Raw genomic sequence first — 26,732 nt, forward strand, 5'->3', positions numbered from 1 at the left:
AGTGATTGCGTTGGATGTATGCAACGCATTGTGGCGATTATGCAACAAGTGTGGCCGTGACGGAAATCTTTCGGCCGCCGATCCCCTGAAAAGGGGATGACCTCGCGTCACTTCAAGCGGTGCGCGCTCACGACCGCGACGATTTGTAGACGTTGACCCCGAGTTCGCGAATCTTCTTGCGCAGGGTGTTGCGGTTCAGGCCCAGTAATTCGGCCGCCTTGATCTGGTTGCCGCGTGTTGCCGTCATGGAAGCGAGGACCAGCGGATATTCGACCTCGGACAGGATGCGCTGATAGAGGCCGGCCGGCGGCAATTCGCCGGCGAAAGAGGCGAAGTAACGCTGCAGGAAGTGCTCCACCGCCTGGCCGATGGACAGATCGTCCGGGATCAAATTGCCGCCCCCGGGAACGACCGGCCTTTCGCCTGTCTTCAGCTCGGCTTCGATGATCTCGGCGGATATTTCGTCCTGCGAGTAGAGCGCGGCAAGCCGGCGCACCAGGTTTTCCAGTTCGCGCACATTGCCCGGCCAGGGATAGCGCTTCATCAATTCGATGCCGCCAGTCGAAATGCGCTTGGTCTGCAGGCCTTCGCTGGCGCCGATCTTGAAGAAATGCCGCACCAGATCGGGAATGTCTTCCGACCTCTCACGCAAGCCCGGCAGCCGCAGCGGCACGACGTTCAGCCGATAGAACAGATCCTCGCGGAAAAGCCCCTGATTGATCAGCGTGCGCAGGTCCTTGTTGGTGGCGGCGACGATACGCACATCGGTCTTGATCGGCGTGCGCCCGCCGACCGTGGTGTATTCGCCCTGCTGCAGCACGCGCAGCAGCCGTGTCTGCGCCTCCATCGGCATGTCGCCGATCTCGTCGAGGAACAGCGTGCCGCCCTCCGCCTGCTCGAAGCGGCCGGTGGAGCGGTTCTGCGCCCCGGTGAAGGCGCCCTTCTCGTGGCCGAACAGTTCCGATTCGATGAGGTCACGCGGGATCGCCGCCATGTTGATGGCGACGAACGGACCGCCGCGGCGGCGGCCATATTCGTGCAACGCGCGCGCCACCAGTTCCTTGCCGGTGCCGGATTCGCCCGAGATCATCACCGTCAGGTCGGTCTGCATCATGCGCGCCAGCATGCGATAGATGTCCTGCATGGCCGCAGAGCGGCCGACCAGCGGCATCGCGTCGGGCTGTTCGTCGGGCCGCGTATCGATCTTCGGACGCCGCGGCTCTGACAGCGCCCGGTTGACGATGCTGAGCAGCTCGGTCAGGTCGAACGGCTTCGGAAGATACTCATAAGCACCTGTTTCGGAAGCACGAATCGCCGTCATGAAGGTGTTTTGCGCGCTCATCACGATGACCGGCAGTTCGGGCCGCGCCTTCTTGATGCGCGGCAGCATGTCGAAGGCGTTTTCATCAGGCATAACCACGTCGGTGATGACCAGATCGCCCTCGCCGGCCGCTACCCAGCGCCACAGCGTCGAGGCGTTGGAGGTCACGCGCACCTCATGGCCGACGCGCGACAGCGCTTGGTTGAGCACGGTGCGGATGGCCGCATCGTCGTCGGCGACGAGAATATTGCCGCGAACCGTCATTTGCGGTCTCCTTCGCCTTCATCATCGGCAGTGTCGATCGGTGTCTCTTTCCAGGCCGGCATCAGGATGCGGAAGGTGGTGCCGCGCGGCGTCGAATCGCATTCGATAATGCCGCCATGCTCGCCGACGATTTTCGCCACCAGCGCCAGGCCTAACCCCGAGCCGTTCGGCTTGGTGGTGATGAACGGGTCGAACAGGATCGGCAGGATGTCTTCCGAAACGCCCGACCCATTGTCGCGCACGCAGAATTCCAGCGGCAGTGACACACGGTCCTGCGTTCCCGGCACGGAAACGCGAATGCCCGGCCTGAACGCCGTCGACAGCACGATCTCGCCTTGCGGGTCGCCGCCGATCGCTTCCGCGGCGTTCTTGACCAGGTTGAGAAACACCTGGATCAACTGATCGCGGTTGGCAAAAACCGGAGGCAATGATGGATCATAATCCTCCAATATCCTGATTCTTTTGGCAAAACCGTTCTTGGCGATCGCCTTTACGTGATCCAGCACGACGTGAATGTTGACGGGATAGCGGTCGATCGGCCGCTCATCGGAAAACACCTCCATGCGGTCGACCAGCGACACGATGCGGTCGGTCTCGTCGGTGATCAGCCGGGTCAGCGCCCGATCCTCGTCGGAAGCCGAGAGTTCGAGCAACTGGGCCGCGCCGCGTATGCCCGACAGCGGGTTCTTGATCTCATGCGCCAGCATGGCGGCAAGGCCGGTGACCGAACGCGCCGCACCGCGATGTGTCATCTGCCGGTCGATCTTGTCGGCCATCGACCGTTCCTGGAACATCACCACGACCGAACCCGGGAATTCCGGCACCGGCGCGACGTAGAGATCGACGACCTTCTCGATGCCGAGACGGGGCGACGACACGTCGACACGGTACTCATTGACCGGCGCGCGGCGCTCGCGCACCTGGTCGACCAGCTGTAGCAGCGGGCTGCCGAACGGGATCAGCTTCGAGAGCGTGTTGCGGGCAAGCATATTGGCGCTGGAGCGGAAGAAGTCTTCCGCATCGGCATTGGCGTAGGTGATGAAGCCGTCCGGATCGACCATGATCACCGGGCGGCGGATGGTATTGAGCACGATACTGGCGGCATCCGCCATCTCGGCGCCGGGTGCGACGGAGGCGTTCATGCAGCGCTCCGCAAGGGTGCGGCGTCGCCTTCGCCGGTAAACACCTCGCGCAGCAGGGCAATGACGCGGGCAGGCTCGAACGAGGTGAGGATGGCTTTGCGCCGGTCGTCAGTGACGCCGGCGGCGTGGCGGTCGAGATACCAGCCGAGATGCTTGCGCGCCTGGCGCAGGCCGCTTTCGACGCCGTAGAGCGTCAGCATGTCCTCGTAATGAGTGGCAATGTAGTCGGCCATGGCTTCCGGCCTGTCCGGCACACCGGAGAGTGCCTCGCCCGCTGCCGTCGAGGCGATACGGCCTGCTATCCACGGCGCGCCGTAATGCGCGCGGCCGATCATCACCGCATCGGCGCCCGACTGTTCGAGGATCTCGGCAGCCTCCGCCGGCGAACCGACATCGCCATTGGCGACGACCGGGATCGAGACAGCGTCCTTGATCCGGGCAATCGCGCCCCAGTCGGCCTTCCCTTGATAAAACTGGCAGCGCGTGCGGCCATGCACGGTCACCATTTTGACGCCGGCTTCTTCGGCGCGGTGCGCCAGAGCCGGCGCGTTCAGCGCATTCTCGTCCCAACCGAGCCGCATCTTGACCGTGACCGGCACCTGGACCGCGCCGACCACCGCCTCGATCAGTGACAGTGCGTGGTCGAGATTGCGCATCAGCGCCGAGCCGGCATAGCCGCCGGTCACCTTCTTGGCCGGGCAGCCCATATTGATGTCGATGATGTCGGCGCCCTCGCCGGCGGCGATGCGCGCGCCCTCGGCCATGTGCACAGCCTCGCGGCCGGCAAGCTGAACCATATGGACAGGCAGCCCGGAATGACGAATGCGCAAGTCGCAGCCGGCCCTGCCTTTGGCGAGCTCGCCGCTCGCCACCATTTCCGACACGACCAGGCCTGCGCCATGCGCGTAGGCGCGCTGCCGGAACGGCTCGTCCGTTATTCCCGACATCGGCGCGAGGAAGACGCGATTGCGTATCGTCACGCCGCCGACATCGAGCGGCAAAGCCAATTTGGTCACTTCAGGCATGCACAAAAACCAAGCATATCGGATTGCTGCACATTCTCTAGCCATAAGAAAGGCATTGTGCAACGCGCAATGACGTCACATTGCGGCGCATTTGGGAAAATGCTGGCCTTCGGCTTTTACCCCGACTACCACCAATCGCAATGACAGACACAAGTGAAAATCGGGCTATGGGCGACGAAGGCAAGGTCGGCTTGGTCATCGTCGCCGCCGGCCGCGGCGCGCGTGCCGGGCAAGCCGACGGGCCGAAGCAATATCAGCGCATCGGCGGCCGCGCCGTCATTGCGCGCACGCTGGAGACGTTCCTGGCGCACCCTGAGATTGGCCCAGTCGTCGTCGCCATCCATGCGGACGACCGCGCGCTTTTCGACAAGGCGGCCGGCGTGCACGCTGAGCGGCTTACCACTGTCGTCGGCGGTGAATCGCGCCAAGCCTCGGTCCGGCTCGGGTTGCTGGCGCTGAGAGACCAAGCGCCGTCCCGCGTCCTGGTGCACGATGCGGTGCGGCCGTTTGTCGACGCAGCCCTGATCGACCGCACCATCGCGGCCATTGGCGAGCGCCAGGGTGGGCTGCCGGCGCTGCCCGTCGCCGACACGCTGAAGCGCGAATCAGCCACCGGCATGATCGAGGAGACGGTGCCGCGTGCCGGCCTTCATGCTGCACAGACGCCGCAAGGCTTTCCGTTCTGGCCACTGCTCGCGGCACACGAAAAGGCCCATCATCTCGGCAAGTCGGATTTCACCGACGATGCCGCGATCGCCGAATGGGCACATATTCCGGTGAAAATCGTCCAGGGGTCGCCGGACAATGTCAAACTCACCTGGGCAAGGGATATTGCGATGGCGGACCAGCGGCTTACCGGCGAACGTTTCCCCGACATCCGCACCGGCAATGGCTACGACGTGCACGCCTTCGAACCTGGCGACCACGTCACCTTGTGCGGCGTCGCCATTCCGCACGGCAAAAAGCTGTCGGGACATTCGGATGCCGATGTCGGCCTGCATGCGCTGACCGACGCGCTGCTTGCCACCTGCGGCGCCGGCGACATCGGCACACATTTCCCGCCTTCCGATCCGCAATGGAAGGGCGCGGCTTCAAAAATCTTCGTCGAACATGCGGCAAAGCTGGTGCGCGAACGCGGCGGGCGCATCGCCAATGCCGACATCACGCTGATCTGCGAAGCGCCCCGCGTCGGCCCGCATCGCGAGGCCATGACCAAGGCGTTGTCGGCGATGCTTGGCATTTCCGGCGACCGCATTTCGATCAAGGCGACGACCAACGAAAAGCTCGGCTTTGTCGGCCGCGAGGAAGGCATTGCGGCCATCGCCACGGCAAGCGTCGTCTTCCCTGGGGACGTCCCGGCATGACCAACAGCGACCTCGCAAGCGCCCTGCTCCAGGCCTGCCAGCAGCGCGGCATCATGCTGGCGACCGCCGAAAGCTGCACCGGCGGCATGATCATTGCCGCCCTCACCGACATTGCCGGCTCGTCCGCCGTCGTCGATCGCGGCCTCATCACCTATTCCAACGAAGCCAAGATGGAGATGCTCGGCGTCTCTGCAGCTACGCTTCAAGCGCATGGCGCCGTCTCGCGCGAAACGGTTCTGGAGATGGCGGCGGGCGCGCTCACGCACTCGCGCGCCGGGCTGGCGCTTGCCGTCACCGGTATAGCCGGCCCGGGCGGCGGCTCGCCGGAAAAACCGGTCGGCCTGGTCTGGTTCGGGGTAGCGCTCAAGGGCGGGCCGGTGGCTGCAGAGCTCAATATGTTTGCCGACAATGGCCGCGATTTCATCCGCCGCGAGACGGTCAGGCACGCGCTGGAGATCGGCCTGCGTGCGCTTGGCGACACTCAGGAAACAGGCGTCGTTCCGTAGATGATGTCGGCGCGTTTCTCGAACGCTTCGGAAAACATGCGGAAGGCGCGGTCGAACATGGTGCCCATCAACGCGCCGAGAATGCGGCTCTTGAACTCGTAGTCGATGAAGAAGCGGACGCTGCAGCCGCCGTCGGCCGGCTCGAAGCGCCAGATATTGCTCAGATATTTGAATGGCCCATCGATGTATTTGACGTCGATGGTGTTCTCGTCCGGCTTCAACAGAACCTGCGTCGTAAAAGTCTCGCGGATCGCCTTGTAGCCGATGCTCATATCGGCGACGAGAATGGTGCGGCCGTCACGCTCCTTGCGCGAGCGCACCGTCAGCGCTTCGCAAAGCGGCAGAAATTCAGGATAGGTCTCGATATCGGCGACCAGCGCGAACATCTGCTCCGGCGTGTGGGCAACGCGGCGAGTGGCTTCGAATTTGGGCATTAATGCATGTCGCTCAAAAGTGGCCCCGGTTTTGAGAAAACGACATGCATCACTTAGAGCAGGATTAGCTGGCTTTTTTGAGCTGCGCCTCGCGCGCCGCCCGCAGCCTGGCGAAATCGTCGCCGGCATGATGCGAGGAGCGCGTCAGCGGGCTCGACGCCACCAGCAGGAACCCCTTGGTCTTGCCGATCGTCGCGAAGGAGTTGAACTCCTCCGGCGTCACGAAGCGGATCACCGGGTGGTGCTTCTTCGACGGCTGCAGATACTGGCCGATGGTCATGAAGTCGACATTGGCCGACCGCAGATCGTCCATCAGCTGCAGGATCTCGTTCCGCTCCTCGCCGAGGCCGACCATGATGCCTGACTTGGTGAAGATCGACGGATCAAGCTCCTTGACCCGCTGCAACAGCCGGATCGAGTGGAAATAGCGCGCACCGGGCCGCACCGTCAGATAGTTCGACGGCACGGTTTCGAGATTGTGGTTGAAGACGTCTGGCTTGGCCGCCACGACGATCTCCAGTGCGCCTTCCTTGCGCAGGAAATCGGGCGTCAGGATTTCGATCGTGGTCAAGGGCGTTGCCGCCCGGATGGCGCGGATGACCTCGGCGAAGTGTTGCGCACCGCCATCGGCGAGATCGTCGCGGTCGACCGAGGTGATGACGACATGGGTCAGCCCCATCTGCTTGACGGCGTGCGCGACGCGCGCCGGCTCATCGGCATCGAGCGCGGTCGGGATGCCGGTGGCGACATTGCAAAACGCGCAGGCGCGCGTGCAGATCTCGCCCATGATCATGAAGGTGGCGTGCTTCTTTTCCCAGCATTCGCCGATATTGGGGCAACCGGCCTCTTCGCACACCGTCACCAGCTTGTGCGACTTTACGATCTCGCGCGTCTCGGCATAGCCCTTGGACACCGGCGCCTTGACGCGGATCCAGTCGGGCTTGCGCAGCACGTCCTGGTCGGGCTTGTGGGCCTTCTCGGGGTGCCGCAGGCGCGGCGCGTTGGCGATCGTGTCGAGAACAGTGACCATCTCAAACCTGACTTGTTGGCGTCCGCCCGTCGGCGTTCGCCTTTAGAACGTCACTTAAGACTTTTCGGGGCAAAGAAAAAGGCCGCGGCAGCGCATGCCGCCACAGCCTTTTTCGCATAGCGGTTTTCCAGAGCAATTCCAGGAAAAGTGTGACACGGTTTTCCGTCCGGAATTGCGTCTGAAGAAGCAGATAAAACGGCGAGCCGTTTTATCGGCGTATGACCCGCCCTGCGAAGATCAGCAGACAGGCGCCGATGAAGCCGGTGATCAGATAGGCGAGCCAGCCGACGCCGAAGGGCTCGATGTTGAGGGCTCTGAGAATGGCGTTCAGCACCACCGCGCCGACAATACCCATAATGATGTTCATCAAGATGCCGGTGTTGCTCTTCATCACCATCTCGGCCAGCCACCCGGCCAAGCCGCCGATGATGATGGCTGCAATCCAGCCCACGCCATTCACGTCCATATGCCAACTCCTCCAGTGTCAGGTGAAAATGCATCCGGAAACGAACTGTCTTGCCGCAAGGTTCCTCCGGCGCATGCGTCTGAGTCTCGCGGCAGCAATTTATCATGCGTTGAGCGCACGCCCATAGGCATCAAGCACGCTTTCCTTCATCATCTCCGACAGCGTCGGATGCGGGAAGATGGTGTGCATCAGCTCTTCCTCGGTGGTTTCGAGGTTCATCGCCACGACAAAGCCCTGGATCAGCTCCGTCACCTCGGCACCGACCATATGCGCGCCAAGCAACTGACCGGTCTTCTTGTCGAAGATGGTCTTGATGAAACCCTGGTCCTCGCCGAGCGCGATCGCCTTGCCGTTGGCGCCGAACTGGAAGCGACCGACCCGGATGTCCTTGCCTTCGGCTTTCGCCTTGGCTTCGGTCAGGCCGACGGAAGCGACCTGCGGGTTGCAGTAGGTGCAGCCCGGGATCTTCAGCTTGTCGGTGGCATGCACGCCGGGGAAATTGGCGATCTTCTCGATGCACACCACGCCCTCATGCTCGGCCTTGTGGGCGAGCATCGGCGGTCCGGCGACATCGCCGATGGCGTAGATGCCGGGAACATTGGTCTTGCCGTAGCCATCGACGACGACGCAGCCGCGATCCGTCTTCACGCCGAGCGTCTCGAGGCCGAGATTCTCGATGTTGCCCTGCACGCCGACGGCCGAAATCATGCGGTCGGCGGTGATCTTCTCGACCTTGCCGTCCTTCATCTCGACATGCGCGGTGACGGAATTCGCGCCCTTCTCGACCTTGGTCACCTTGGCTTCGAGGATGATTTTCATCCCCTGCTTCTCGAACTGCTTTTGCGCGAATTTCGAGACCTCGGCGTCTTCGACCGGCATCACCGCCGGCAACAGCTCGACCACGGTCACTTCCGCGCCCATGGTGCGGTAGAAGGAGGCGAATTCGATGCCGATGGCTCCCGAGCCCATCACCAGCAGCGACTTCGGCATTTCCTTCGGCACCATGGCCTCGAAATAGGTCCAGATCAGTTTGCCGTCCGGCTCGATGCCGGGCAGCGCGCGCGGCCGGGCGCCGGTGGCGAGGATGATGTGCTTGGCGGTGTAGGTGCCCTCGCCCTTGACGCCTTTCGGCACCGGCGGCTGCGGCTCCATCGGCTTCTTGGCCGTCTTGGAGACGACGATCTCGCCCGGCTTGGACAGCTTGGCCTGACCCCAGATGACATCGACCTTGTTCTTCTTCATCAGGAAGGCGACGCCGCCATTCAGCCTCAACGACACTTTGCGCGAGCGGTCGACCACGGCGGCCGTATCGGCGCTGACCTTGCCGCCTTCGAGCTTCAGCCCGTAGTCCTTGAGATGGTCGGAATAATGCATGATCTCGGCCGAGCGCAGCAGCGCCTTGGTCGGGATACAGCCCCAGTTGAGGCAGATGCCGCCGAGATGCTCGCGCTCGACGATCGCCGTCTTGAAGCCAAGCTGGGCGGAACGCACCGCCGTGACATAGCCGCCGGGGCCGGAGCCGATGATGATGACGTCGTAGGATTCTGCCACGGGGTTTCTCCCTGATTGTCTTTGTCTACAGTTCCAGCATCACGCGCACCAATGGCGCCAATGCCTCACCTATATTGCGCGTGTTTTCCGCATCGAGGTGAACGCCGTCGAGCGGTGTGGTCGTGGCCACGGTTCCGGCATCGAAAAAGCCGCAGCCGGCCTCGTCGGCGAGGATCGAATATTGCGGCGCCAGCCGCTTCGAGGCCTCGTCGCCGCCGGCAAACATTTCCTTGAATTCGGCATTGTCCGTGCGGCTGACCGCCGGCGGCGCCACGAGCAGGATCTGCGGCGCATCCCAGTCGAACGGATAGTCATGGCCACGCACGATATCGATCAAGCGCTGCATGCCTTGCTTGGCCGCAACCGGATTGCCGTGGATCCAAGGCTTCATGTCATTGGCGCCGAGCATGATGACGATCAGGTCGATCGGCGCATGGCTGGTCAGGATCGTCGGCAAAAGCCTGGCGCCGTTGCGGTCTGCTCCGGCCAGGTGGTCATCGAACGCCGTGGTGCGGCCGTTCAGACCTTCGGCGATGACCTCGATATCGTCGTCGTCCAGCGCCGCCTTGAGCACGCTCGGCCAGCGGTCTTCCAGGGCATGGCGACCTAGGCTCGCCGCATCATAGCCCCAGGTCAGGGAATCGCCGTAGCAGAGGATCGTCTTCATGCACTTGCCTCCGCCTTAAGCCCGCGCCGCACGCGCCATCTCACGAACAACCACTGCACCAGCACGGTAGCGATGCCAGGCAAAACCAGGCCGGCGCCAAAGCGAAAATCGCCTGACCACTGGGCTTTTCCCGGCGGCTGCGAGAAGGTCCAGGCAATCAGGCCAATCCCGATGACCACGAAGAGGGCCACCGCAACAAGCGCCGTAAGATTTACCGCCCTTTGCGGATCCGACATGAACTGGGCGATGAAGAACACGACCGTGAGGACGATGGCGACCAGCGCCGACAGCATGAAGACAAGGATGTATTCCGAGTCCGCATTGGTGGCGATTGCGAGCCACATCGCCACCAGCCCGCCGGCCAGGCCGGAAAGGATCAGGGCAAAAAGGCTGGTGAAGAATTTCCGCACCGCCCTTTTCCCTTCCTAGACCAGCATGCCCATCGGGTTTTCGATCATGCGCTTGAACGCGACCAGAAGTTCGGCGCCGAGCGCACCGTCGACGGCGCGGTGATCGGTCGACAGCGTCACCGACATGACGTTGGCGATCTTGATCTCGCCGTTCTTGACCACCGGGCGCTGCTCGCCGGCACCCACCGCCAGGATTGTCGCATGCGGCGGGTTGATGACCGCGGCAAAGTCCTTGATGCCGAACATGCCGAGATTGGACACCGCCGTCGTGCCGCCCTGATATTCCTCGGGCTTCAGCTTGCGGCTGCGGGCGCGGCTCGCCAGATCCTTCATCTCGTTGGAGATGGTGGACAGCGTCTTTTCGTCGGCATGCCTGATGATCGGCGTGATCAGGCCGCCGGGGATCGACACGGCGACGCCGACATCGGCATGCTTGTGCTTGACCATGGCGGTATCGGTCCACGATGCGTTCGCATCCGGCACCGCCATCAGCGCCATCGCCATCGCCTTGATCACCATGTCGTTGACCGAGAGCTTGTAGACAGGCGCCTCGCCCTTGTCGGTCTTCTTCGTCGGAGCAGCGGCATTCAACTGCGTGCGCAGCGCCAGCAGCGCATCGAGCTCGCAGTCGAGCGTCAGGTAGAAATGCGGAATGGTCGACTTGGCCTCGACCAGCCGCCGCGCAATGGTCTTGCGCATATTGTCGTGCGGGACGAGCTCGTAGGAGCCTTCTGCGAACAGTTTCAGCACCTGCTCGTCCGACATTGCCTTGGGTGCCGCAGCCGGAGCAGTTGGCGCAGGGGCGCCGGCGGGTGCCTTCGCAGCCGGTGCCGCCTTGGCGCCGCCACCGGCAATCGCTGCCTCGACATCGGCCTTGACGACACGGCCATGCGGGCCGGTGCCGGTCACGGCGGACACGTCGACGCCGGCGTCCTTGGCGATGCGCCGGGCCAGCGGCGAGGCGAAGGTACGTTCGCCATCGGCGTGACCATTGGCAACCGGAGCGGCTTCCGCCTTGGCAGGCGCCGCGGCAGCGGCTGCCGGCTTTGGCGCTTCGGCCTTTGGCGCTTCGGCTTTCGGAGCTTCAGCCTTGGGAGCGGCAGCGCCGCCGCCCTTTGCCGCGGCACCGGCATCCTCGCCTTCTCCAGCCAGAATGGCGATCAGCGCATTGACCTTAACGCCTTCGGTACCGGCGGGAACGACCAGCTTGGCGACCGTGCCCTCATCGACAGCTTCGACTTCCATCGTCGCCTTGTCGGTCTCGATCTCGGCGATCACGTCACCCGGCGAAACCTTGTCGCCTTCCTTGACCAACCACTTGGAAAGATTGCCCTCTTCCATCGTGGGCGAGAGCGCCGGCATGGTGATGTTGATTGGCATGATGTCCTCCCGACCGGCTCAGCGATACGTGACGGCTTTGACCGCCTCGATGACCTCGCCGACATTGGGCAAAGCCAGCTTTTCGAGGTTCGCCGCATAGGGCATCGGCACGTCCTTGCCGGCGATGGTGATGACCGGCGCGTCGAGGAAATCGAAGGCGCGCTGCGACACCTGGTTGGCGATGTGGTCGCCGACCGAACTCTGCGGGAAACCCTCTTCCACCACGATCAGGCGGTTGGTCTTCTTCACCGAGGCAATGACGGTGTCGAGGTCGAGTGGACGGATGGACCTGAGATCGATGATCTCGGCGTCGATGCCCATGCCGCGCAGCTCTGCTTCGGCCTTGATCGCGTAGGTCATGCCGATGCCGAACGAGACGATGGTGACGTCCTTGCCCTGCTTGTGAATGCGCGCCTTGCCGATCGGCAGCACGAAATCGTCGAGCTTCGGCACGTCGAAGGACTGGCCGTAGAGGATTTCGTTCTCGAGGAAGATGACCGGGTTCGGGTCGCGGATCGCCGCCTTGAGCAGGCCCTTGGCGTCGGCCGCCGTATACGGCATCACCACTTTCAGGCCGGGGATGTGGCTGTACCAGGCGGCGTAGCACTGCGAGTGCTGGGCGCCGACGCGGGCGGCAGCACCGTTCGGTCCGCGGAAGACGATCGGCGCGCCCATCTGACCGCCCGACATATAGAGCGTCTTGGCGGCGGAGTTGATGATCTGGTCGATCGCCTGCATGGCGAAGTTGAAGGTCATGAACTCGACGATCGGCTTGAGGCCTGCCATTGCCGCACCGACGCCGACACCGGCAAAGCCGTGTTCGGTGATCGGTGTGTCGACAACACGGCGCGGCCCGAATTCCTGCAGCAGGCCTTGCGTGATCTTGTAGGCGCCCTGGTACTCGGCAACCTCCTCGCCCATGACGAAGACATCGCCGTCGCGGCGCATTTCCTCGGCCATGGCATCGCGCAGGGCTTCGCGCACCGTGGTCGAAACCATCTCGGTGCCCGCGGGAATATCCGGATCGGCGGCAACTTCCGTCTTCGGCGCCGCCGCGACAGGTGCCGCGGCCTCGCTCTTGGCCGCGACGGGCGCCGGCGCGGGTGTGGCTGCTTCAGCCTTGGCGGGCTCCTCGCCGATGCCTTCGCCGGCTTTGTCGACATCTTCGCCGTCGACCGCCAGCACGGCGATCACCGCGTTGACCTTGACGCCTTCGGTGCCGGCCGGAACCACGATCTTGGCAATCGTGCCTTCATCGACCGCCTCGACTTCCATCGTCGCCTTGTCGGTTTCGATCTCGGCGATGACGTCGCCGGCGACAACCTTGTCGCCTTCGTTCTTCAACCACTTGGAAAGATTGCCCTCTTCCATCGTCGGCGAGAGAGCGGGCATGAGAATTTCGATCGGCATGTCCTTGCCCTCCCGTTACAATACGATGTCGGTCCAGAGCTCGGACGGATCCGGCTCTGCGTCGTGCTGGGCAAATTCGGCGGCGTCGGCGACGATGTCGCGGACCTCCTTGTCGATGGTCTTGAGTTCGTCCTCGCTTGCCCACTTCTTGGCTGTCAGCCGCGCCTTGACCTGTTCGATCGGGTCATGGTCGGAGCGCATCTTCTGCACTTCTTCCTTCGAGCGATATTTCGCCGGGTCCGACATCGAGTGGCCGCGGTAGCGATAGGTCTGCATTTCGAGGATGATCGGCCCGTTGCCGGCGCGGCACCATTCGGTCGCCTGATCGCCGGCGGATTTGACCGCACGAACATCCATACCGTCGACCTGGATGCCGGGAATCTTGAACGAGGCGCCGCGATGCGAGAAATTGGTTTCGGCCGATGAGCGCGACACCGAAGTGCCCATGGCGTAGCGGTTGTTCTCGATGATGTAGATCACCGGCAGCTTCCACAGCGAGGCCATGTTGAAGCTTTCATAGACCTGGCCCTGATTGGCAGCACCATCGCCGAAATAGGTCAGCGAGACATTGTTGTTGTCGCGGTAGCGGTTGGCGAAGGCGAGACCGGTGCCGAGCGACACCTGCGCGCCGACAATGCCGTGGCCGCCGTAAAAATGCTTCTCCTTGGAGAACATGTGCATTGAGCCGCCCTTGCCCCTGGACAGGCCGCCGCGGCGTCCTGTCAGTTCGGCCATGACGCCGCGCGGGGAAAGCTCCATCGCCAGCATGTGGCCGTGGTCGCGATAGGCGGTGATCATCTGGTCACCGTCGATCAACGCCATCTTCATGCCGGTGACGACCGCTTCCTGGCCGATATAGAGGTGGCAGAAGCCGCCGATGAAGCCCATGCCGTAGAGCTGGCCGGCCTTCTCCTCGAAGCGGCGGATGAGCAGCATGTGCCGGTAGGCGGCAAGCTCCTCGTCCTTGGTGAATTCAGCTGGCTTTGGGGCGGAAAGTCCCGTGGATTTGGCGGATGTCGATTTGACGGATTTGGCAGGCGCTTTTTTGGCGGCGGTGGCCATGCATCACTCCCTGTTGGCGTCTCTTTGCGGACACTAAAGCAGATCAAGTCTGCTCTGGGGAGGATCAGTTCCTCCCCACCGATTAAAGCGAGGCTAACATGCGAGAACGCGTTTCGCCATGCAGAAAAATGCATGGCTGGCATGCGTCTAAACGGTTAGAATCATTTGATATAACAGCGATTAACTGGAATTCAGTTATTTCGAATTCGCCGGCAGCATGATGGTGATTTCATCCGCCTGGGACAGATTGAGCGCCCGGCGCGCCTGCTCGTCAAGCATATCCTTCTCCAGCGTGCCCTCATGCATCAGCTGGACACGCCGCTCCAGATCGACCCGGCGCGCCTTGATGGCATCGTACTTGGCCTGCAATTCGACGGTCTGCGCTTCGAGCTGGTATTTGGAATAGATGCCGAACTCGCCGTGATAGGCATGGAAGCCGAAATAGGCCAGGAACGCCACGCACAGCGACGGGATGATCAGCCGGCCGGTGTTTCTCTGCTTGTGCTGACGTGTCCACATGGTCGCAATCCAACTTTTGTTGGAGCATGACCTTTTCCGAAAACCGGTTCCCACTTTTCGGGATCATGCTCTGACCGTCTTATCTCGCCCGATTGTGCTTAATGGACGGTTACGGACGGTTGAATTTGGCGAGCGGGCAATGACCCAGCCCGGCAAGATACGCGAAAAGCGGTTGACGTCCCCTCGAAACAATATGTATGCATGCGCTATGCATTTGTTAGACGCCAACAAAGTCGGGGCGCTCGGCGCCATGATTCGCGACAGGACGGAAGCGTCCTTGAGAGACCTTTCACCGAGCGCGGCAGCGGTGCTGTCGATGCTGCACTTCAAACCGGGGTTGACGACGACGGAAGTGGCCGAGGTTGTCGGCGTCAGTCAACCGACTGCCGTGCGTTTGATCGACGGATTGGAACGGCAGGCGCTGATAATTCGTGGCAAACCGCAGGGTCGCGTGACTCCGCTGACGCTGACGGAGACTGGCCACGCACAGGTAAAGGAGATGCAGGCTCTACGGCTCTCCGCGCTCGACGGATTGCTGTCTGTGCTGCAGCCCGATGAGCGGCGGCGCTTTATTTCCATGCTGGACGAGATTCTTGCCGGGGCGACCACTTCCCGTGCTTTCGCCAGAACAACGTGTCGCCTCTGCGAGCACGATCTTTGCGGACCTGAGGTTTGCCCGATCGGCTGCCGCGCGGCTGAAATCGACAGAAAGGGAAGCGAGCGATGATCATTTCTTATGCGGGGCATTCGCCTGCGATCGATACCGATGCTTGGGTCGCCTCGGATGCCACAATATGCGGCAATGTCGTCATTGGCGCTGGCAGCCGGATCATGCATGGCGCCCGCCTTGTGGCGGAGGCTGGTGGAACGATCCGCATTGGCCGCAACTGTATCGTGTTGGAAAATGCAGTCATCCGGGCCACGGCAAGTCATCCTTGTACTATCGGGAATTATTGCCTTGTTGGCCCCAACAGCCACGTGGTGGGCGCAGAAGTCGGCGATGAAGTTTTTATCGCTACTGGCGCGGCGGTTTTCCATGGTGCGCACATAGGGCGCGGATCGGAAGTCCGCATCAATGGCATCGTTCACCTGCGTACCCGCCTCGAAGCTGGTACGGTCGTACCGATCGGCTGGATTGCCGTTGGCGATCCGGCTCAGATCCTGCCTCCGGACCAGCATGAGGCGATCTGGTCTCACCAGAAACCGCTCGATTTCCCAGGCTTCGTCTACGCTGTCGACCGAAACTCGGCGCATGCAATGCAGGAAATCACTGCAAATCTCTCAGTGGCCCTAGGCGTCCATCGCACGGAAAGCGCTTAAGCGGTTTCCGCCGCAGCAGGCGCGGGCGAAATAACCGCCCCACCCTCTCTTGCAAATTGCCCGGATCAGCTTTTCACCACCGACTTGCCGGCATAGCGTGCCTGCTTGCCCAGCTCTTCCTCGATGCGGATCAGCTGGTTGTACTTGGCCATGCGGTCGGAGCGCGACAGCGAACCGGTCTTGATCTGCCCGCAATTGGTGGCGACCGCGAGATCGGCGATGGTCGAATCCTCGGTTTCACCCGAACGGTGCGACATGACGGCGGTGTAGCCGGCCTTGTGCGCGGTCTCGACGGCGTCGAGCGTCTCGGTCAGCGAGCCGATCTGGTTGACCTTGACCAGGATCGAATTGGCGACGCCCATGCGAATGCCGTCGCGCAGACGCGCCGTGTTGGTGACGAAGAGGTCGTCGCCGACCAGTTGCGTCTTCTTGCCGATCAAATCAGTCAGGTATTTCCAGCCTTCCCAGTCGTCCTCGGCCAGGCCGTCCTCGATCGAGATGATCGGATAGTCGGCGGCAAGCTTGGCCAGGTATTTGGCCTGCGCCTTGGGATCGCGGGTCTTCTTCTCGCCTTCATAGACGTAGTTGCCGTCCTTGAAGAATTCGGTCGCCGCACAATCGAGGCCGAGCGCGATCTCCTCGCCCGGCTTGAAGCCGGCTTTCTCGATCGATTCCATGATGAAATCGAGCGCCACCGGCGCGCTCTTCAGGTTCGGGGCAAAACCGCCCTCGTCACCGACATTGGTGTTGTGGCCGGCATCCTTGAGCTTCTTGCGCAGCGTGTGGAAGATTTCCGAACCCCAGCGCACGCCTTCGCGCAGCGTCGGCGCGCCTACCGGCAGGATCATGAATTCCTGGAAATCGATCGGGTTGTCGGCATGCGCGCCGCCATTGATGATGTTCATCATCGGCACTGGCAGCAGATGGGCCTTGGTGCCGCCGACATAGCGGTAGAGCGGCAGGCCGGCGGCTTCCGCGGCCGCCTTGGCCACTGCCAGAGACACGCCAAGAATGGCGTTGGCGCCGAGCCGGCTCTTGTTGGGGGTGCCGTCAAGCTCGATCATGGTCTGGTCGATGTGGATCTGGTTTTCGGCTTCCATGCCGCCGATCGCCTCGAACAGCTCGCCATTGACGGCCTCGACTGCCTTCAGCACGCCCTTGCCGAGATAGCGGGCGCCGCCGTCGCGCAGCTCAACGGCCTCATGCGCGCCGGTCGAGGCGCCCGATGGCACCGCTGCACGGCCCATCGAGCCGTCTTCGAGAACGACGTCGACCTCGACGGTCGGATTTCCACGGCTATCCAGGATTTCACGCCCGATAATGTCGATGATGGCGGTCATTGCGATGTCCCCGATTGATCGATGAAGCGTCGCGCCCCTCTTAGCCAAAGTGCCGCAAAAGGCAATCAGGAATGGCATGAAATAATAGTGACAGCCGCCACCGACCGGGCTCACCTCGCCGTGACTTGAGCTTCAGAAAGACGCGCTGGTCGACGCCTCACACAGCAATGCGGCTATACCCCAAATAATGGCGCCGGATCTGCTGCATCAGTATTTGACGACAGAAATAAAAATCAATATCTTGACCTCCCTGGGAGGCGGCAATGGCGACGATATCAGGTAATGGCTGGGAATTGCTTATCACCCGGCAAGTCGAACACGTGCGAGGCACCAGGTACAGGACGGTTGGAACCTACCAGGTCTTTCACAACGGGGCGCCGGCAAAAGGCTTGCCGGGCCTGGCGGGGTTCGTCTGTGAGTCGCGAGGCCCGGGCGACAATTCCCACCCCAACAGGCGCCTCGAAGCCGGCACCTACCCGCTGGCGACGTCTGCGGGAGAGCACCATGCAACGTACGGCTACACAAGCGGCAAGGCGTCGCCCAAACCAGGACTTGAAGTGCTTAACGCCAATGAGCGGAGCGAAATCTTCATCCAGCCGGGCGACGACTTCCTCTCCGGTGTCGGCTGCATCAATCCGACCAAGAAGCTGGATGGTCCGCTTTCCGACATGGATTTCGTCGAGAGCCGGGCGCGTGCGATCACCCTCATCAATGATCTGAAGGCCTTCGCCGGCGACGCTTTTCCGGCAACCAACGGCAAGAAAATTCCCAATGCTTTTGTTGTTGTCGACGGCGAACCAATGTTGTCGGCCGACAGCGTCGACGCGACAATGGAGGCAGTCCCGGCTGACCCCAGGAAAGGCCTGCCTGCGGCGGTCTTCCAGAAATTCGCGGGGCGGCCTGCAAGCGGCTCCAGGCAAACGGTCTATGATGGCTACATCGGCGCCTTCACCTCCGACAAAGGGCTGAAGACGCTTGGCGACTATGGCGTGTCGGCTAACTACGACAGGCTGATGCATTTCTTCGCGCAAGCGGCAATGGAAACGGGCGGCTTCACGCTCATCCGCGAATCCCTGACCTACACGACCGTGGCCGCGATCCGGAAGGCGTGGAAATCGCGAGCTGCCGGCAGGACCGATCAATGGATCGAGGACAACCTGCTGCGCAAACCTCAAGCTCTGGGCGACTGGGCCTATGGCGGCCGCATGGGCAATGTGAAAGGGACGTTGGACGGGTTCAATTTTCGCGGCGGTGGCACGTTCCAGACCACCGGACGAAACGCCTACACAGCCAAGGGCAAACTCGCCAAGGTCGACCTGGCCGGTCATCCTGAGCTGATCGAGGATCCGCAGATTTCCTTGCTCGCCGCCTGCGCCGAATGGAAGGAGTCAGGCTGCAATGCCTTTGCCGATGCCGGCCAGATTCGCAAGATTTCGCGCGCCATCAATGTCGGCAACGCCAATTCCACCACTCCAGCCAATGGCGAGGCGGACCGGATTGCCTGGCATGACAAGATCTTCAAGGCGGTAAAGAATGCCGGACTGCTCGGCTGAGCATGCCGGGCTGCTCGCTTGAGCATGCCGGGCTGCTCGCTTGAGCATGCCGGGCTGCTCGCTTGAGCATGCCGGGCTGCTCGCTTGAGCATGCCCCGATCACGTTCGACAACATGGCGTCACGATAATTCACGAGCAACAATCGAGGCGTCGATTAGGATGCTGCCGCGCGGGGCGAAACAGGAGGAGTTTCGCCATGTCCGAGTTGAGCGGTATCGTGAGTTTGTTCCTGATCGCGGCGGCGTTCCTGACGTCATGCGACACCCAGCAGCCGCCGAAGGCGGCAACGCAACTGTCGACGCTTTACGCCGCAGAATAGGAACCGTCCTGTTGCACTGAAAAGGCCCCGATCTCGGGGCCTTTTCACGTCAGCCATCAGTGCTGCTGATCAATGCCAGTAGGGCCTGACCTTGTAATAGTCATACGAAGCGTCACGCGCGGTCTCGCCATCGGCGCCGGCCAGTTCATTGATCGAATAGGACGGAGCCGCCTTCAGCTGGTCCTTGGAAAACGGCACGACGTAGCCGCCCTTATCCTCGTCATAGTCGAGGCTTGCCCACGGAATGGCATGATACTTCTCGCCAATGCCGAGGAAGCCACCAAACCCGATCACCGCGAACATGATCCCGTTCGACGTCTTGTCGAGCATGATGTCCTCGATGCTGCCGATGCTCTTGCCTTCGGTGTTATAGACCGACGTGCCGATGACGCGCGAAGCGGCGATGGCTTCGGTGTGGCCTGTTTGAGTGGTCATGTCAGATGCTCCTCATTGTCGTTGATGGTACTTTGACAATGAGGCGCGCGGGCGAAAGTTCCCGATTTTTTGAAAACGTTAGACGGTCATTCCGCGAGGATGAACGTCACCTTCATGTTGACGCGATAGGCCGCGATCTTGCCGTCCTCGACGACGATCTTCTGGTCCTGGATCCAGGCGCCTTCGACGTTCTTCAGGGTCTTTGAGGCGCGCGCAATTCCCTTCTCGATGGCGTCCTGAAAGCTCTTCTTTGACGACGACGTGATTTCGGTGACGCGGGCAACAGACATGGCTTCCTCCTGCCAAGACGCTCATTTGCGAGGAGGAGCCTACAGCCGGCTTATGCCTTCCACAAGCGTCGGCGCCCAAGGGGCATTGTCACGCTGCCGCCCGGCATGTCATTGAAACAACGTCCCGTTGTTTGGTGAGGCGGCAATGGCCCGAAGGCGCAGTCAGCAGCCAGCAGCGGCGCAGCCGCCTGTGGTCGACGCCAATGCCGCGAATGCGTCCAGCGGCTACTTCTTCGCCGGCGCCATGCTGCTGATCGCCGTCCTGATCCCGTGGTATTTCGAACTGCCGCTCAATTTCAATGTCACCGACCGCGAATTCAATCCTCTTGTCTTCGTCCCGGTCGTGTTTGCGGCCATCGGGCTCTACGCATTGCTGAAGGCGATCCGCGACACGCTGCGCGTGCGCAAGTTTGGCGCGACGACTCTAGAGGCGGGCCCGGCAAAATCCGGCGGACGCTTCCAAGGCCTGCTGCGGTCGAGCCGCGATCTGGCTCCATCCGGCGACTACATCGTCAAATTGCGATGCATCCGCACCTACCGCGTCGGCGGACCGGCAGTGAATACGATCGCCGGGGACAAATCGACCTACAAGGAAGAGCTCAAATTCGAGGAAAAGCTCGTCGTTCCGCGCGGTTCGGTGCAGTCGAGCGTGGGCATCCCGTTCGCCTTCGCAATTCCGGCCGATGCGCTGCCATCGAACGGACCGCCGGTTTACGAGCGCCAGCACGGCAATGTGCGCTGGATACTGACCGTCACGGCGCCGATGCCGGGCGTCGACTACTACGCGGTCTTCGCGATCGACATGAGGCGATAAGGCCAGAACAACTGATGTCCCGGCGCCGACGCATCGCACCCGCCAGGATGCTTTAGTGGCCCTTGGCGATGCGGTCGAAGGCCATCAGTCTTTCGAGCAGAGCCGGCATGTCCTTCAGCGGCAGCATGTTCGGACCGTCGGAGGAGGTCGAATTGTCCGGATCCTGATGGGTCTCGATGAAGACGCCGGCGACGCCGACGGCCACGGCAGCACGGGCCAGCGTTTCGACAAAGCGGCGCTCGCCGCCGGAAGAACCGCCCTGCCCGCCCGGCTGCTGCACCGAATGAGTGGCATCGAAAATCACCGGCGCGCCGATCTCGGCCATCACCGGCAAAGCCCGCATGTCCGACACCAGTGTGTTGTAGCCGAAGGAAGCGCCGCGCTCGGTGGTGAGCACATTGGCGTTGCCGGAGCCGGTGATCTTGGCGACGACGTTCTTCATGTCCCAGGGGGCGAGGAACTGGCCCTTCTTGACGTTGATCACCTTGCCGGTCCTGGCGGCGGCGACCAGCATGTCGGTCTGCCGCGACAGGAAGGCAGGGATCTGCAGCACATCGACATGGGGTGCCACGATCGCACACTGCTCCTCGGTGTGGACGTCGGTCAGAATGGGAAGCGCAAATTCCTTGCGCAGTTCGTCGAAGACCGGAAGTGCTGCATCCATCCCGGCGCCGCGCGTCGCCGACAGCGAGGTGCGGTTGGCCTTGTCGTAGCTGGTCTTGTAGACGAGGCCGATGCCGAGCTTGCCGGTCAATTCCTTTAGCGCGCCGGCCATGTCGAAGGCATGCTGGCGCGATTCGAACTGGCATGGGCCGGCGATCAGCGCTAGGGCTGCATGGTTGTCGAAGACGACGTTGCCGACGGTTACCGACGAATTCGGTGACAGGGGCTTGTTCATTTGATCTCCCGGAAGATAAAAGCCGCGCCCTGCCCGGATGCCGGCTGCACGACAATTTCGTTGCCCGCTATATCGTGCTGGATGGCGTTGGCTGCAAGCAGCGTCGCCGTGGCATCGGCACTGCGGACCGAAAAGACGATTGCCGCGAAACGAAGGTCTGTCGGCGCGCCGGCCGCAATGCCGAGGCGCGCGGTGAAAGCCCCAGGATCGAGAACGGTCAGACACGCATTCGGCAGGTCGAAGACCGCGCCGCTCTCCTGCTTCATGCCTGCCACAGTCGAGATCAGGCTGATTTGCGTGGAAGGCGCATCGCTGACCGCCACGATTTCGGCAATGCCGGACACGCCATTGGCATGGGCCTGCAGGGCCGAGCGGTCGATCTTTGGCGCATTGATCCGCTCGCAGGCAAACAGAAAAGCGTCCGTTGAGCCGGCGCTGGAAGCGAAAGCCAGCTTGAACGACGCCACATCGCTCTTTCCGGCCGTATCCGAGAAGGCTCGCGAAAAGCTCAAGCTATTTCCCGCCGACAGGCCGGCCGAGACATAGCGCGCATGATCGTCATCGGCATTGCCGGTGCCTACCACCACAGCGGAAAAGCCCTCATCACCCAGACTGGTGCGATAGAGCTGGTCGCGCGCGACAAAGACATTGCCATCGGCAATCGCCCTTGCCGCTGCTTGCTCGTCGCCGACCGCGAGCGGTTCGAGATAGGTGCCGTCGGCGAAAAACACGCAGCAATTTTCGGTGCCGAAAGGGTGAATGCCGGTCGGCGCGACGATGAAGCCAAGCGATGCCAGCCGCGCCCGCGCCACAGCGAGGCTCGCCGTCGGCAGCACCAGATGGTCAAGCGGATGGGGTTTGCTGATCATGCCGGCGCGGTGTGCATCATTCCGGAAATTGGTTCAAGCGTTTCTGCCGCTGGCGTTCGGATCGCGGCCGCGTCCGCCCATGATGAAGCATGCGATTCCTGGACGGTTTCCTGGAATTTTACGCAAACCGGAAGCCAAGCTGGCGCGACGGCATCCCCCGCGCGGGAGATGTCGGCAGTCTCGCTTTGGGTGAAAAGGCGCTGAAGTGCGATTCGGTTTTCGAATGGCAACCGTTGCCCCCGTTTGAATTTCTGGCCCGTTTGGACTTGTGGATTGAGCGATAGATGACGGGCAGCACGTTCAGGATCTTGCGGATCACGCCGCATTTCTATCGCCCCGGCACATGGCCGGCGGCTTTCGACCCGGTCGGCGGGCTGCAGAACCAGACCTGGACCATCGCGCAAGGCATGGACCGGGCGGGCGTCTCCCAGACCGTTCTCACCACCTACATTCCGGGCAGCCCGAGGCAAGTGCAGCTGTCGCCAAGGATGCGCGTCACATGCGCCGGCTGCTGGCTGCCTGAGATGATGGCCGGCCCCTTGCTCTGCTTCACCTGGTTTCTGGCGGCGCTGCCGGAGCTTTTTCGCGCCCGTACCCGCTATGACGTCGTCCACATCCACTTCAACCATTCCATCTGGTGCAGAGCGATCGCTCTCCTCGTCAGCTGGTTGAACATCCCGCTTGTCGTGTCGATGAACACGCCGCTGTGGTCGGGTCTTCAGGAAGCGCTGCGGCTTAAGGGCAAGCCTTATGACGTGACACGCTGGGTGGAGCAAAAGGCCTTGCACGCCGCCGACCGGGTTATTGCCTTGACCGAACGATATGGCCGGGAGATCGCAGCCGAGATGGGGCTCGATCGCAGGAAGGTGCCGGTCATTGCCGACGCGGTCGACGCTGCAGCCTTTCAAAGCCCGATCGCTCACGAGGCGCTACAGGCGTTGCGCACCGAACATGCTATTCCTGCTGACCGGCCGGTCGTCAGCTTCATCGGCCGCATCAGTGCCGAAAAAGGCTGGCAGGATTTGCCAGCCTTTGTCGAGCGACTGTCCGAACAAGGCTTGTTCGTGCTGATCTGCGGCGACGGTCCCGACCGGCGCAAGCTTGAAACGGCGCTTACGGCGATCGCCCGGCCCGACGCCTGGGCCATCACCGGTTTCCTGGAGCCGGCCGAGGTAAAGAAGGCGCTCAGGATTTCCGACGTCATGATCCTGCCGTCGCGACGCGAGGTGCTGGGCAGCGTCCTGCTCGAGGCGATGGCCGCCGGTGTCCCTGCCGTCGCTTATGCCGTGGGCGGCGTCGCCGATGTCGCCGGCTCGCCGCCGGCTTTGGCACTGGTGCCGGAAGGCCAGTGCGCGGAGCTTGTCGACCGAACGCTGGAACTCGTCGCCGACAAGGCAGCGCGGCAGATTTTAGTCGAACGCGGCCTCCGGCGGGTCGGAGATTTCTCGATCGGTTCGGCGGTTGCACTCAACCTCGACCTGTACGCCTCGATATTCAGTGACGCCCCCCATGGATCGCACTGTCTGGCAACGAGGCTGGCTTTGCAGGAGGACGGCGGTTCGCCGGATGCGACTTGATCAACATCGTCACCACGCGCAGTCATGCCTATACCGTTCGGCATCTGGTGCGCCAGCTGGGCAATGCGCGCCGCTGGAGCTACGAGCGCCTGTTCCGGCAGAAGGAACTGTGCTCCGGCACCTGGATATTCACCGACCACGAACGTCTCTCCAACTTCGAGATCGCGCTGGCCGCGAAGCTTGCCAACAAGCTCGAACAAGGCGGCGCCCAAGTGCTCAATCATCCGGCTCGCGTGCACAGCCGCTATGAGTTGCTGACGACCCTCAACAGGGCCGGGATCAACGGCTTTTCGGCCTGGCGCTGCGAAAGCCTGCCGCGACCGAATTCGTTCCCCGTGTTTATCCGCAACGAGTTCGATCACCTCTCGGGCGATCTCGAACTGATCGCCGATCAGGAGGCGCTCGATGCAACCCTCGACCGGATGAAACTGAACGGGATTCCGCTGACCGGCAAGTTGGTCATAGAGTACGCCGGCCAGGAGGTCAGCCCCGGAGTCTGGCAGCGTTTTGCCACCTATCGGGTCGGATACCGTATGATTGCCCATCACAATGTCGTCGACTTCAGCTGGGTGGCCAAAGATGTGGAGGACGAGCAGCGTGTGCTCGACCATCCGATGTTCGACAACTTCGTCGAGAATGAGCGCCGTTTCGTTGCCGACAACCTGTACGACGATGTCTTGCGGCAGGCTTTCGATCTCGCCGGCATCGACTATGGCCGCGCCGATTTCTCGCTGGTGGACGGGCGCCCGCAGATTTTCGAAATCAACACCAATCCCTACCATGCCTCGCATCGCACGCTCTATCGCGAGACGTATCCGGCCAGGATAGAGACGCAGCGGCTTGCCGAGGACAGGTTGTACGGGGCGCTGCGCGCCATCAACATGCCGAGCTACGACCGCATTGTGCTCGACGACCCTGCCCTTCAGCGGCAGCAGATGTTCAAGCGGCTTTTCACGGGGCTGAAGCGTGCTTGATCTTGCACGGGCGCACCGGTCTGACAGCCTGCCGGTCACTCAAATTCGAGGTCACCGACCATTTCGATTTCGGTTCGGTGGAATACCACCGGCTGTTCAGCCAGGCGCGAATGTCAGCCTTCCAGCACCCGGACTGGCTTGCCGCCTTCTACCGTCACCTGGCGCCAGCGCATGGCGCAAAACCGCTCGTGGTGACAGGCCGCGATGCCCAAGGCGACCTTCGCCTTGTCGTGCCGCTGGTCCGGCTCGCTGATCTGGATGGGTTGAGCCGCATCGAATACGCTTTTCTCGGCGTGACCGACTATGCCTGCCCGGTTATGGCCGACGGCACTTTGCCGGGGCCGGAAACGGTGCAGTGCTTTCGCGATGTCCTTGGCCCACATCACAGGCTGACGATCGGGCCCGTGCATCGCGACCATGTGCATCAATGGCGGTTGCTCCTGGGAACCGAACCCTTGACGCTCGACTTCGGTGCGCACGCTGTGGATTACAGCTTTCCCTACGCAGAATGGCGGCGCTCCAATCTCGGCACGCTTCATGCTGCGACTCTCGACCGCAAGGCGCGCCGGCTGGCAGATAGAGGCGGGCTTCGGCTGGAGCTTGTGCAAGCGCAGGATGTTCGCTCGGCCATGGTTGCGGCACGCGACTTCCGCGCAGGGCGCTTTCGCGGTGACCCGTTGCAGACGACACACGGCCTGGAATTCTACATCGACGTCGCCACCAGGGGAGCATGCTCAGGACTGGCGCGAACCTACCGCCTCGCCACTGAAGACGGTTGCATCGCGCTTGTCTTCGGGTTGGTCGACGGCGGATGCTTTCGCTACATTCTGCTCGCCTGCAACTACCCCCTCTACAGCCGACGTTCTCCCGGCCGCGTCGCACTCGACCGTGTCATGGCGGCGTGGGCGGTGGATGGCGGCACATCTTTCGATTTCACCATCGGCGACGAGCCGTTCAAGGCAGGCTTCGGCTGTTCGCGCAGCCCGATGTATGAATTCCGCTTGTGAAAAACGGGCGAGGTTTCCTGCCTGCCCGATCAGGCCACCGCCACGACATCGGCCGAATAGCGCAATTCGCGCAACGGTTTGACCCGGCTGGTCGTCTCGGCATAGAGCGGGTGCGCCTTGTAGGCGGCCAACGCCGCATCGTCCTCGAACTCTGCATAGACGACCACATCGATCGCGTCCGACAGCGGGTCGACCTTGGTGTTGAGCGTCACCTCGAACAGGTTTGAATGCGGGATCTTGCCCAGGTTGAGCAAGCCCGTGCGCACTGCCTCGACATCGTCCTTGCGCCGCGCGCTGAAGAAAACGATATGCCGGATCACGCCTGCCTCCACATCAGATTTGCCGGCATGTTTTGTGTGAGCGGGACGGCTGCGTCAACCGCCACGATGTCGCGCCCGGCGGTGCCGGAAGGCAACTTTGCAGAGGCGCAAAAAGCTAGCCCCCGCCGGTGACGTAGCGAACGATGCGCGACATCTCTCTGACCGAAGTGTCGAGATAGCGGCCACTGTTGTAGAGGCCGTCCCAGATCAGGAAAAAGGCGATGGCCATGATGACGACGACGTAACGCATGGCTGAAACTAACGTATGTGGCGGTTCGTAACCATAGTGATTTCGCCGAGGGTCGCGCTCTCCCGCGAATTCTGGCCTCGAGCCGGCTGTTTTTGGCCCAGCCGCGCCCACAGCTTGCCTCTTGAAGTTCTGGTGGATGCGGTGGAAGATTGTGGCGAAAATTCACGCAGGGTGCGGGGTTCGCGCCCGGCGAATGAAATGTGGAGGATGTGGAG

Annotated in this window: 30 protein-coding genes; 10 read left to right on the forward strand and 20 right to left on the reverse strand. The window is 62.2% G+C overall.

Going from position 1 to position 26,732, the window contains the following annotated elements:
• Positions 1-127: 127 nt before the first annotated feature.
• The 3 genes from ntrC to dusB are packed head-to-tail and all read right to left on the reverse strand — an operon-like array spanning position 128 to position 3,752.
• Positions 128-1,585 carry a nitrogen regulation protein NR(I) gene (gene ntrC, locus AC1DYC_RS06510; RefSeq protein ID WP_112561769.1) on the reverse strand — a complete coding sequence of 486 codons (1,458 nt, stop codon included), beginning with the start codon at positions 1,583-1,585 and terminating at the stop codon, positions 128-130.
• Positions 1,582-2,727, reverse strand: a complete 1,146-nt coding sequence (locus tag AC1DYC_RS06515) for a two-component system sensor histidine kinase NtrB (RefSeq protein WP_477404881.1) — start codon at positions 2,725-2,727, stop codon at positions 1,582-1,584. The genes ntrC and AC1DYC_RS06515 overlap by 4 nt, the downstream gene beginning before the upstream one ends.
• On the reverse strand, positions 2,724-3,752 hold the full coding sequence (gene dusB / locus AC1DYC_RS06520) for a tRNA dihydrouridine synthase DusB (RefSeq protein WP_477404883.1): 1,029 nt from the start codon (positions 3,750-3,752) through the stop codon (positions 2,724-2,726). The genes AC1DYC_RS06515 and dusB overlap by 4 nt, the downstream gene beginning before the upstream one ends.
• Positions 3,753-3,892: 140 nt before the next feature.
• Between dusB and AC1DYC_RS06525 the strand changes: the two genes are divergently transcribed.
• Together AC1DYC_RS06525 and AC1DYC_RS06530 are read left to right on the forward strand one after the other, a co-directional pair.
• Positions 3,893-5,116: a bifunctional 2-C-methyl-D-erythritol 4-phosphate cytidylyltransferase/2-C-methyl-D-erythritol 2,4-cyclodiphosphate synthase gene (locus tag AC1DYC_RS06525; RefSeq protein ID WP_477404885.1), complete on the forward strand. Its 1,224-nt coding sequence runs from the start codon at positions 3,893-3,895 to the stop codon at positions 5,114-5,116.
• Complete coding sequence (locus AC1DYC_RS06530) at positions 5,113-5,622, forward strand: CinA family protein (RefSeq protein WP_477404887.1); 510 nt, start codon at positions 5,113-5,115, stop codon at positions 5,620-5,622. Before AC1DYC_RS06525 ends, AC1DYC_RS06530 begins: the two co-directional genes overlap by 4 nt.
• Here the strand turns inward: AC1DYC_RS06530 and AC1DYC_RS06535 are convergent.
• From AC1DYC_RS06535 to AC1DYC_RS06580, 10 genes are all read right to left on the reverse strand, one after another.
• Complete coding sequence (locus tag AC1DYC_RS06535) at positions 5,598-6,056, reverse strand: type II toxin-antitoxin system RatA family toxin (RefSeq protein WP_477404889.1); 459 nt, start codon at positions 6,054-6,056, stop codon at positions 5,598-5,600. The genes AC1DYC_RS06530 and AC1DYC_RS06535 overlap by 25 nt on opposite strands.
• A gap of 64 nt (positions 6,057-6,120) precedes the next feature.
• Positions 6,121-7,086, reverse strand: a complete 966-nt coding sequence (gene lipA / locus AC1DYC_RS06540) for a lipoyl synthase (protein ID WP_203278217.1) — start codon at positions 7,084-7,086, stop codon at positions 6,121-6,123.
• 208 nt (positions 7,087-7,294) lie between these two features.
• On the reverse strand, positions 7,295-7,552 hold the full coding sequence (locus tag AC1DYC_RS06545) for a GlsB/YeaQ/YmgE family stress response membrane protein (protein ID WP_477305455.1): 258 nt from the start codon (positions 7,550-7,552) through the stop codon (positions 7,295-7,297).
• Positions 7,553-7,654: 102 nt separating this feature from the next.
• A complete protein-coding gene (lpdA, locus tag AC1DYC_RS06550; RefSeq protein ID WP_477404891.1) occupies positions 7,655-9,103 on the reverse strand; it encodes a dihydrolipoyl dehydrogenase in 1,449 nt (482 codons plus the stop codon).
• 25 nt (positions 9,104-9,128) lie between these two features.
• Entirely contained in the window at positions 9,129-9,770 is a 642-nt protein-coding gene (locus AC1DYC_RS06555) for an SGNH/GDSL hydrolase family protein (RefSeq protein WP_477404892.1), read from the reverse strand.
• Entirely contained in the window at positions 9,767-10,180 is a 414-nt protein-coding gene (locus AC1DYC_RS06560; RefSeq protein ID WP_477404894.1) for a hypothetical protein, read from the reverse strand. The genes AC1DYC_RS06555 and AC1DYC_RS06560 overlap by 4 nt, the downstream gene beginning before the upstream one ends.
• A 15-nt stretch (positions 10,181-10,195) precedes the next feature.
• Positions 10,196-11,560, reverse strand: a complete 1,365-nt coding sequence (locus AC1DYC_RS06565) for a pyruvate dehydrogenase complex dihydrolipoamide acetyltransferase (protein ID WP_477404896.1) — start codon at positions 11,558-11,560, stop codon at positions 10,196-10,198.
• Positions 11,561-11,578: 18 nt separating this feature from the next.
• Positions 11,579-12,970, reverse strand: a complete 1,392-nt coding sequence (locus tag AC1DYC_RS06570; RefSeq protein WP_477404898.1) for a pyruvate dehydrogenase complex E1 component subunit beta — start codon at positions 12,968-12,970, stop codon at positions 11,579-11,581.
• Positions 12,971-12,985: 15 nt separating this feature from the next.
• The gene (pdhA, locus tag AC1DYC_RS06575; RefSeq protein WP_477404900.1) at positions 12,986-14,032 is read right to left on the reverse strand and encodes a pyruvate dehydrogenase (acetyl-transferring) E1 component subunit alpha; all 1,047 of its coding nucleotides are present in this window, start codon (positions 14,030-14,032) and stop codon (positions 12,986-12,988) included.
• Positions 14,033-14,227: 195 nt separating this feature from the next.
• Complete coding sequence (locus AC1DYC_RS06580) at positions 14,228-14,551, reverse strand: FtsB family cell division protein (RefSeq protein ID WP_352558862.1); 324 nt, start codon at positions 14,549-14,551, stop codon at positions 14,228-14,230.
• A gap of 139 nt (positions 14,552-14,690) precedes the next feature.
• Here AC1DYC_RS06580 and AC1DYC_RS06585 point away from each other — a divergent pair, with 139 nt between their 5' ends.
• Both AC1DYC_RS06585 and AC1DYC_RS06590 read left to right on the forward strand, forming a co-directional pair.
• On the forward strand, positions 14,691-15,278 hold the full coding sequence (locus AC1DYC_RS06585) for a MarR family winged helix-turn-helix transcriptional regulator (RefSeq protein ID WP_477404902.1): 588 nt from the start codon (positions 14,691-14,693) through the stop codon (positions 15,276-15,278).
• Positions 15,275-15,871 (forward strand): gamma carbonic anhydrase family protein, encoded by a 597-nt coding sequence (locus tag AC1DYC_RS06590; protein WP_477404904.1) that lies wholly within the window; start codon positions 15,275-15,277, stop codon positions 15,869-15,871. The genes AC1DYC_RS06585 and AC1DYC_RS06590 overlap by 4 nt, the downstream gene beginning before the upstream one ends.
• Positions 15,872-15,936: 65 nt before the next feature.
• Here the strand turns inward: AC1DYC_RS06590 and eno are convergent, their stop codons facing one another.
• The gene (gene eno / locus AC1DYC_RS06595) at positions 15,937-17,211 is read right to left on the reverse strand and encodes a phosphopyruvate hydratase (RefSeq protein WP_352586017.1); all 1,275 of its coding nucleotides are present in this window, start codon (positions 17,209-17,211) and stop codon (positions 15,937-15,939) included.
• Positions 17,212-17,474: 263 nt separating this feature from the next.
• Here eno and AC1DYC_RS06600 point away from each other — a divergent pair, with 263 nt between their 5' ends.
• A complete protein-coding gene (locus AC1DYC_RS06600) occupies positions 17,475-18,764 on the forward strand; it encodes a glycoside hydrolase family 19 protein (protein ID WP_477404906.1) in 1,290 nt (429 codons plus the stop codon).
• Positions 18,765-18,960: 196 nt separating this feature from the next.
• Complete coding sequence (locus tag AC1DYC_RS06605; protein ID WP_023688444.1) at positions 18,961-19,083, forward strand: hypothetical protein; 123 nt, start codon at positions 18,961-18,963, stop codon at positions 19,081-19,083.
• Between the two features lie 69 nt (positions 19,084-19,152).
• Here AC1DYC_RS06605 and AC1DYC_RS06610 read toward each other — a convergent pair whose 3' ends face one another.
• Both AC1DYC_RS06610 and AC1DYC_RS06615 read right to left on the reverse strand, forming a co-directional pair.
• Positions 19,153-19,518 (reverse strand): PRC-barrel domain-containing protein, encoded by a 366-nt coding sequence (locus AC1DYC_RS06610; RefSeq protein WP_477404908.1) that lies wholly within the window; start codon positions 19,516-19,518, stop codon positions 19,153-19,155.
• A gap of 86 nt (positions 19,519-19,604) precedes the next feature.
• Positions 19,605-19,808 (reverse strand): dodecin family protein, encoded by a 204-nt coding sequence (locus tag AC1DYC_RS06615; RefSeq protein WP_027045027.1) that lies wholly within the window; start codon positions 19,806-19,808, stop codon positions 19,605-19,607.
• 145 nt (positions 19,809-19,953) lie between these two features.
• Between AC1DYC_RS06615 and AC1DYC_RS06620 the strand changes: the two genes are divergently transcribed.
• Positions 19,954-20,622: a hypothetical protein gene (locus tag AC1DYC_RS06620; RefSeq protein ID WP_477404910.1), complete on the forward strand. Its 669-nt coding sequence runs from the start codon at positions 19,954-19,956 to the stop codon at positions 20,620-20,622.
• A gap of 52 nt (positions 20,623-20,674) precedes the next feature.
• Here AC1DYC_RS06620 and kdsA read toward each other — a convergent pair whose 3' ends face one another.
• Both kdsA and AC1DYC_RS06630 read right to left on the reverse strand, forming a co-directional pair.
• On the reverse strand, positions 20,675-21,520 hold the full coding sequence (kdsA, locus tag AC1DYC_RS06625) for a 3-deoxy-8-phosphooctulonate synthase (RefSeq protein WP_477404911.1): 846 nt from the start codon (positions 21,518-21,520) through the stop codon (positions 20,675-20,677).
• A complete protein-coding gene (locus AC1DYC_RS06630) occupies positions 21,517-22,389 on the reverse strand; it encodes a VOC family protein (RefSeq protein ID WP_477404913.1) in 873 nt (290 codons plus the stop codon). The genes kdsA and AC1DYC_RS06630 overlap by 4 nt, the downstream gene beginning before the upstream one ends.
• A 284-nt stretch (positions 22,390-22,673) precedes the next feature.
• Between AC1DYC_RS06630 and AC1DYC_RS06635 the strand changes: the two genes are divergently transcribed.
• Genes AC1DYC_RS06635 through AC1DYC_RS06645 form a run of 3 tightly spaced genes read left to right on the forward strand, consistent with a single transcriptional unit; the run spans position 22,674 to position 25,947 of the window.
• Positions 22,674-23,966, forward strand: a complete 1,293-nt coding sequence (locus tag AC1DYC_RS06635) for a glycosyltransferase family 4 protein (protein ID WP_477404915.1) — start codon at positions 22,674-22,676, stop codon at positions 23,964-23,966.
• On the forward strand, positions 23,963-24,940 hold the full coding sequence (locus AC1DYC_RS06640; RefSeq protein ID WP_477404917.1) for a hypothetical protein: 978 nt from the start codon (positions 23,963-23,965) through the stop codon (positions 24,938-24,940). Before AC1DYC_RS06635 ends, AC1DYC_RS06640 begins: the two co-directional genes overlap by 4 nt.
• Positions 24,937-25,947, forward strand: coding sequence for a GNAT family N-acetyltransferase (locus AC1DYC_RS06645; RefSeq protein ID WP_477404919.1), 1,011 nt, complete (start codon positions 24,937-24,939; stop codon positions 25,945-25,947). Before AC1DYC_RS06640 ends, AC1DYC_RS06645 begins: the two co-directional genes overlap by 4 nt.
• Before the next feature lie 29 nt (positions 25,948-25,976).
• On the opposite strand, the gene AC1DYC_RS06650 is transcribed toward AC1DYC_RS06645, so the two are convergent.
• Complete coding sequence (locus tag AC1DYC_RS06650; RefSeq protein ID WP_477404921.1) at positions 25,977-26,267, reverse strand: Dabb family protein; 291 nt, start codon at positions 26,265-26,267, stop codon at positions 25,977-25,979.
• A gap of 115 nt (positions 26,268-26,382) precedes the next feature.
• A complete protein-coding gene (locus AC1DYC_RS06655; RefSeq protein WP_268926460.1) occupies positions 26,383-26,517 on the reverse strand; it encodes a hypothetical protein in 135 nt (44 codons plus the stop codon).
• Positions 26,518-26,732: the final 215 nt, after the last annotated feature.

The sequence above is a fragment of the Mesorhizobium sp. P2_E7 genome (assembly GCF_056403855.1).

What these genes read in the sequence shown, in the direction of transcription:
- ntrC (WP_112561769.1), bottom strand. Translation starts at nt 1,585, where the DNA reads ATGACGGTTCGCGGCAATATTCTCGTCGCCGACGACGATGCGGCCATC.
- AC1DYC_RS06515 (WP_477404881.1), bottom strand. Translation starts at nt 2,727, where the DNA reads ATGAACGCCTCCGTCGCACCCGGCGCCGAGATGGCGGATGCCGCCAGT.
- dusB (WP_477404883.1), bottom strand. Translation starts at nt 3,752, where the DNA reads ATGCCTGAAGTGACCAAATTGGCTTTGCCGCTCGATGTCGGCGGCGTG.
- AC1DYC_RS06525 (WP_477404885.1), top strand. Translation starts at nt 3,893, where the DNA reads ATGACAGACACAAGTGAAAATCGGGCTATGGGCGACGAAGGCAAGGTC.
- AC1DYC_RS06530 (WP_477404887.1), top strand. Translation starts at nt 5,113, where the DNA reads ATGACCAACAGCGACCTCGCAAGCGCCCTGCTCCAGGCCTGCCAGCAG.
- AC1DYC_RS06535 (WP_477404889.1), bottom strand. Translation starts at nt 6,056, where the DNA reads ATGCCCAAATTCGAAGCCACTCGCCGCGTTGCCCACACGCCGGAGCAG.
- lipA (WP_203278217.1), bottom strand. Translation starts at nt 7,086, where the DNA reads ATGGTCACTGTTCTCGACACGATCGCCAACGCGCCGCGCCTGCGGCAC.
- AC1DYC_RS06545 (WP_477305455.1), bottom strand. Translation starts at nt 7,552, where the DNA reads ATGGACGTGAATGGCGTGGGCTGGATTGCAGCCATCATCATCGGCGGC.
- AC1DYC_RS06555 (WP_477404892.1), bottom strand. Translation starts at nt 9,770, where the DNA reads ATGAAGACGATCCTCTGCTACGGCGATTCCCTGACCTGGGGCTATGAT.
- AC1DYC_RS06565 (WP_477404896.1), bottom strand. Translation starts at nt 11,560, where the DNA reads ATGCCAATCAACATCACCATGCCGGCGCTCTCGCCCACGATGGAAGAG.
- AC1DYC_RS06570 (WP_477404898.1), bottom strand. Translation starts at nt 12,970, where the DNA reads ATGCCGATCGAAATTCTCATGCCCGCTCTCTCGCCGACGATGGAAGAG.
- pdhA (WP_477404900.1), bottom strand. Translation starts at nt 14,032, where the DNA reads ATGGCCACCGCCGCCAAAAAAGCGCCTGCCAAATCCGTCAAATCGACA.
- AC1DYC_RS06580 (WP_352558862.1), bottom strand. Translation starts at nt 14,551, where the DNA reads ATGTGGACACGTCAGCACAAGCAGAGAAACACCGGCCGGCTGATCATC.
- AC1DYC_RS06585 (WP_477404902.1), top strand. Translation starts at nt 14,691, where the DNA reads ATGACCCAGCCCGGCAAGATACGCGAAAAGCGGTTGACGTCCCCTCGA.
- AC1DYC_RS06590 (WP_477404904.1), top strand. Translation starts at nt 15,275, where the DNA reads ATGATCATTTCTTATGCGGGGCATTCGCCTGCGATCGATACCGATGCT.
- eno (WP_352586017.1), bottom strand. Translation starts at nt 17,211, where the DNA reads ATGACCGCCATCATCGACATTATCGGGCGTGAAATCCTGGATAGCCGT.
- AC1DYC_RS06600 (WP_477404906.1), top strand. Translation starts at nt 17,475, where the DNA reads ATGGCGACGATATCAGGTAATGGCTGGGAATTGCTTATCACCCGGCAA.
- AC1DYC_RS06605 (WP_023688444.1), top strand. Translation starts at nt 18,961, where the DNA reads ATGTCCGAGTTGAGCGGTATCGTGAGTTTGTTCCTGATCGCGGCGGCG.
- AC1DYC_RS06610 (WP_477404908.1), bottom strand. Translation starts at nt 19,518, where the DNA reads ATGACCACTCAAACAGGCCACACCGAAGCCATCGCCGCTTCGCGCGTC.
- AC1DYC_RS06615 (WP_027045027.1), bottom strand. Translation starts at nt 19,808, where the DNA reads ATGTCTGTTGCCCGCGTCACCGAAATCACGTCGTCGTCAAAGAAGAGC.
- AC1DYC_RS06620 (WP_477404910.1), top strand. Translation starts at nt 19,954, where the DNA reads ATGGCCCGAAGGCGCAGTCAGCAGCCAGCAGCGGCGCAGCCGCCTGTG.
- kdsA (WP_477404911.1), bottom strand. Translation starts at nt 21,520, where the DNA reads ATGAACAAGCCCCTGTCACCGAATTCGTCGGTAACCGTCGGCAACGTC.
- AC1DYC_RS06630 (WP_477404913.1), bottom strand. Translation starts at nt 22,389, where the DNA reads ATGATCAGCAAACCCCATCCGCTTGACCATCTGGTGCTGCCGACGGCG.
- AC1DYC_RS06635 (WP_477404915.1), top strand. Translation starts at nt 22,674, where the DNA reads ATGACGGGCAGCACGTTCAGGATCTTGCGGATCACGCCGCATTTCTAT.
- AC1DYC_RS06655 (WP_268926460.1), bottom strand. Translation starts at nt 26,517, where the DNA reads ATGCGTTACGTCGTCGTCATCATGGCCATCGCCTTTTTCCTGATCTGG.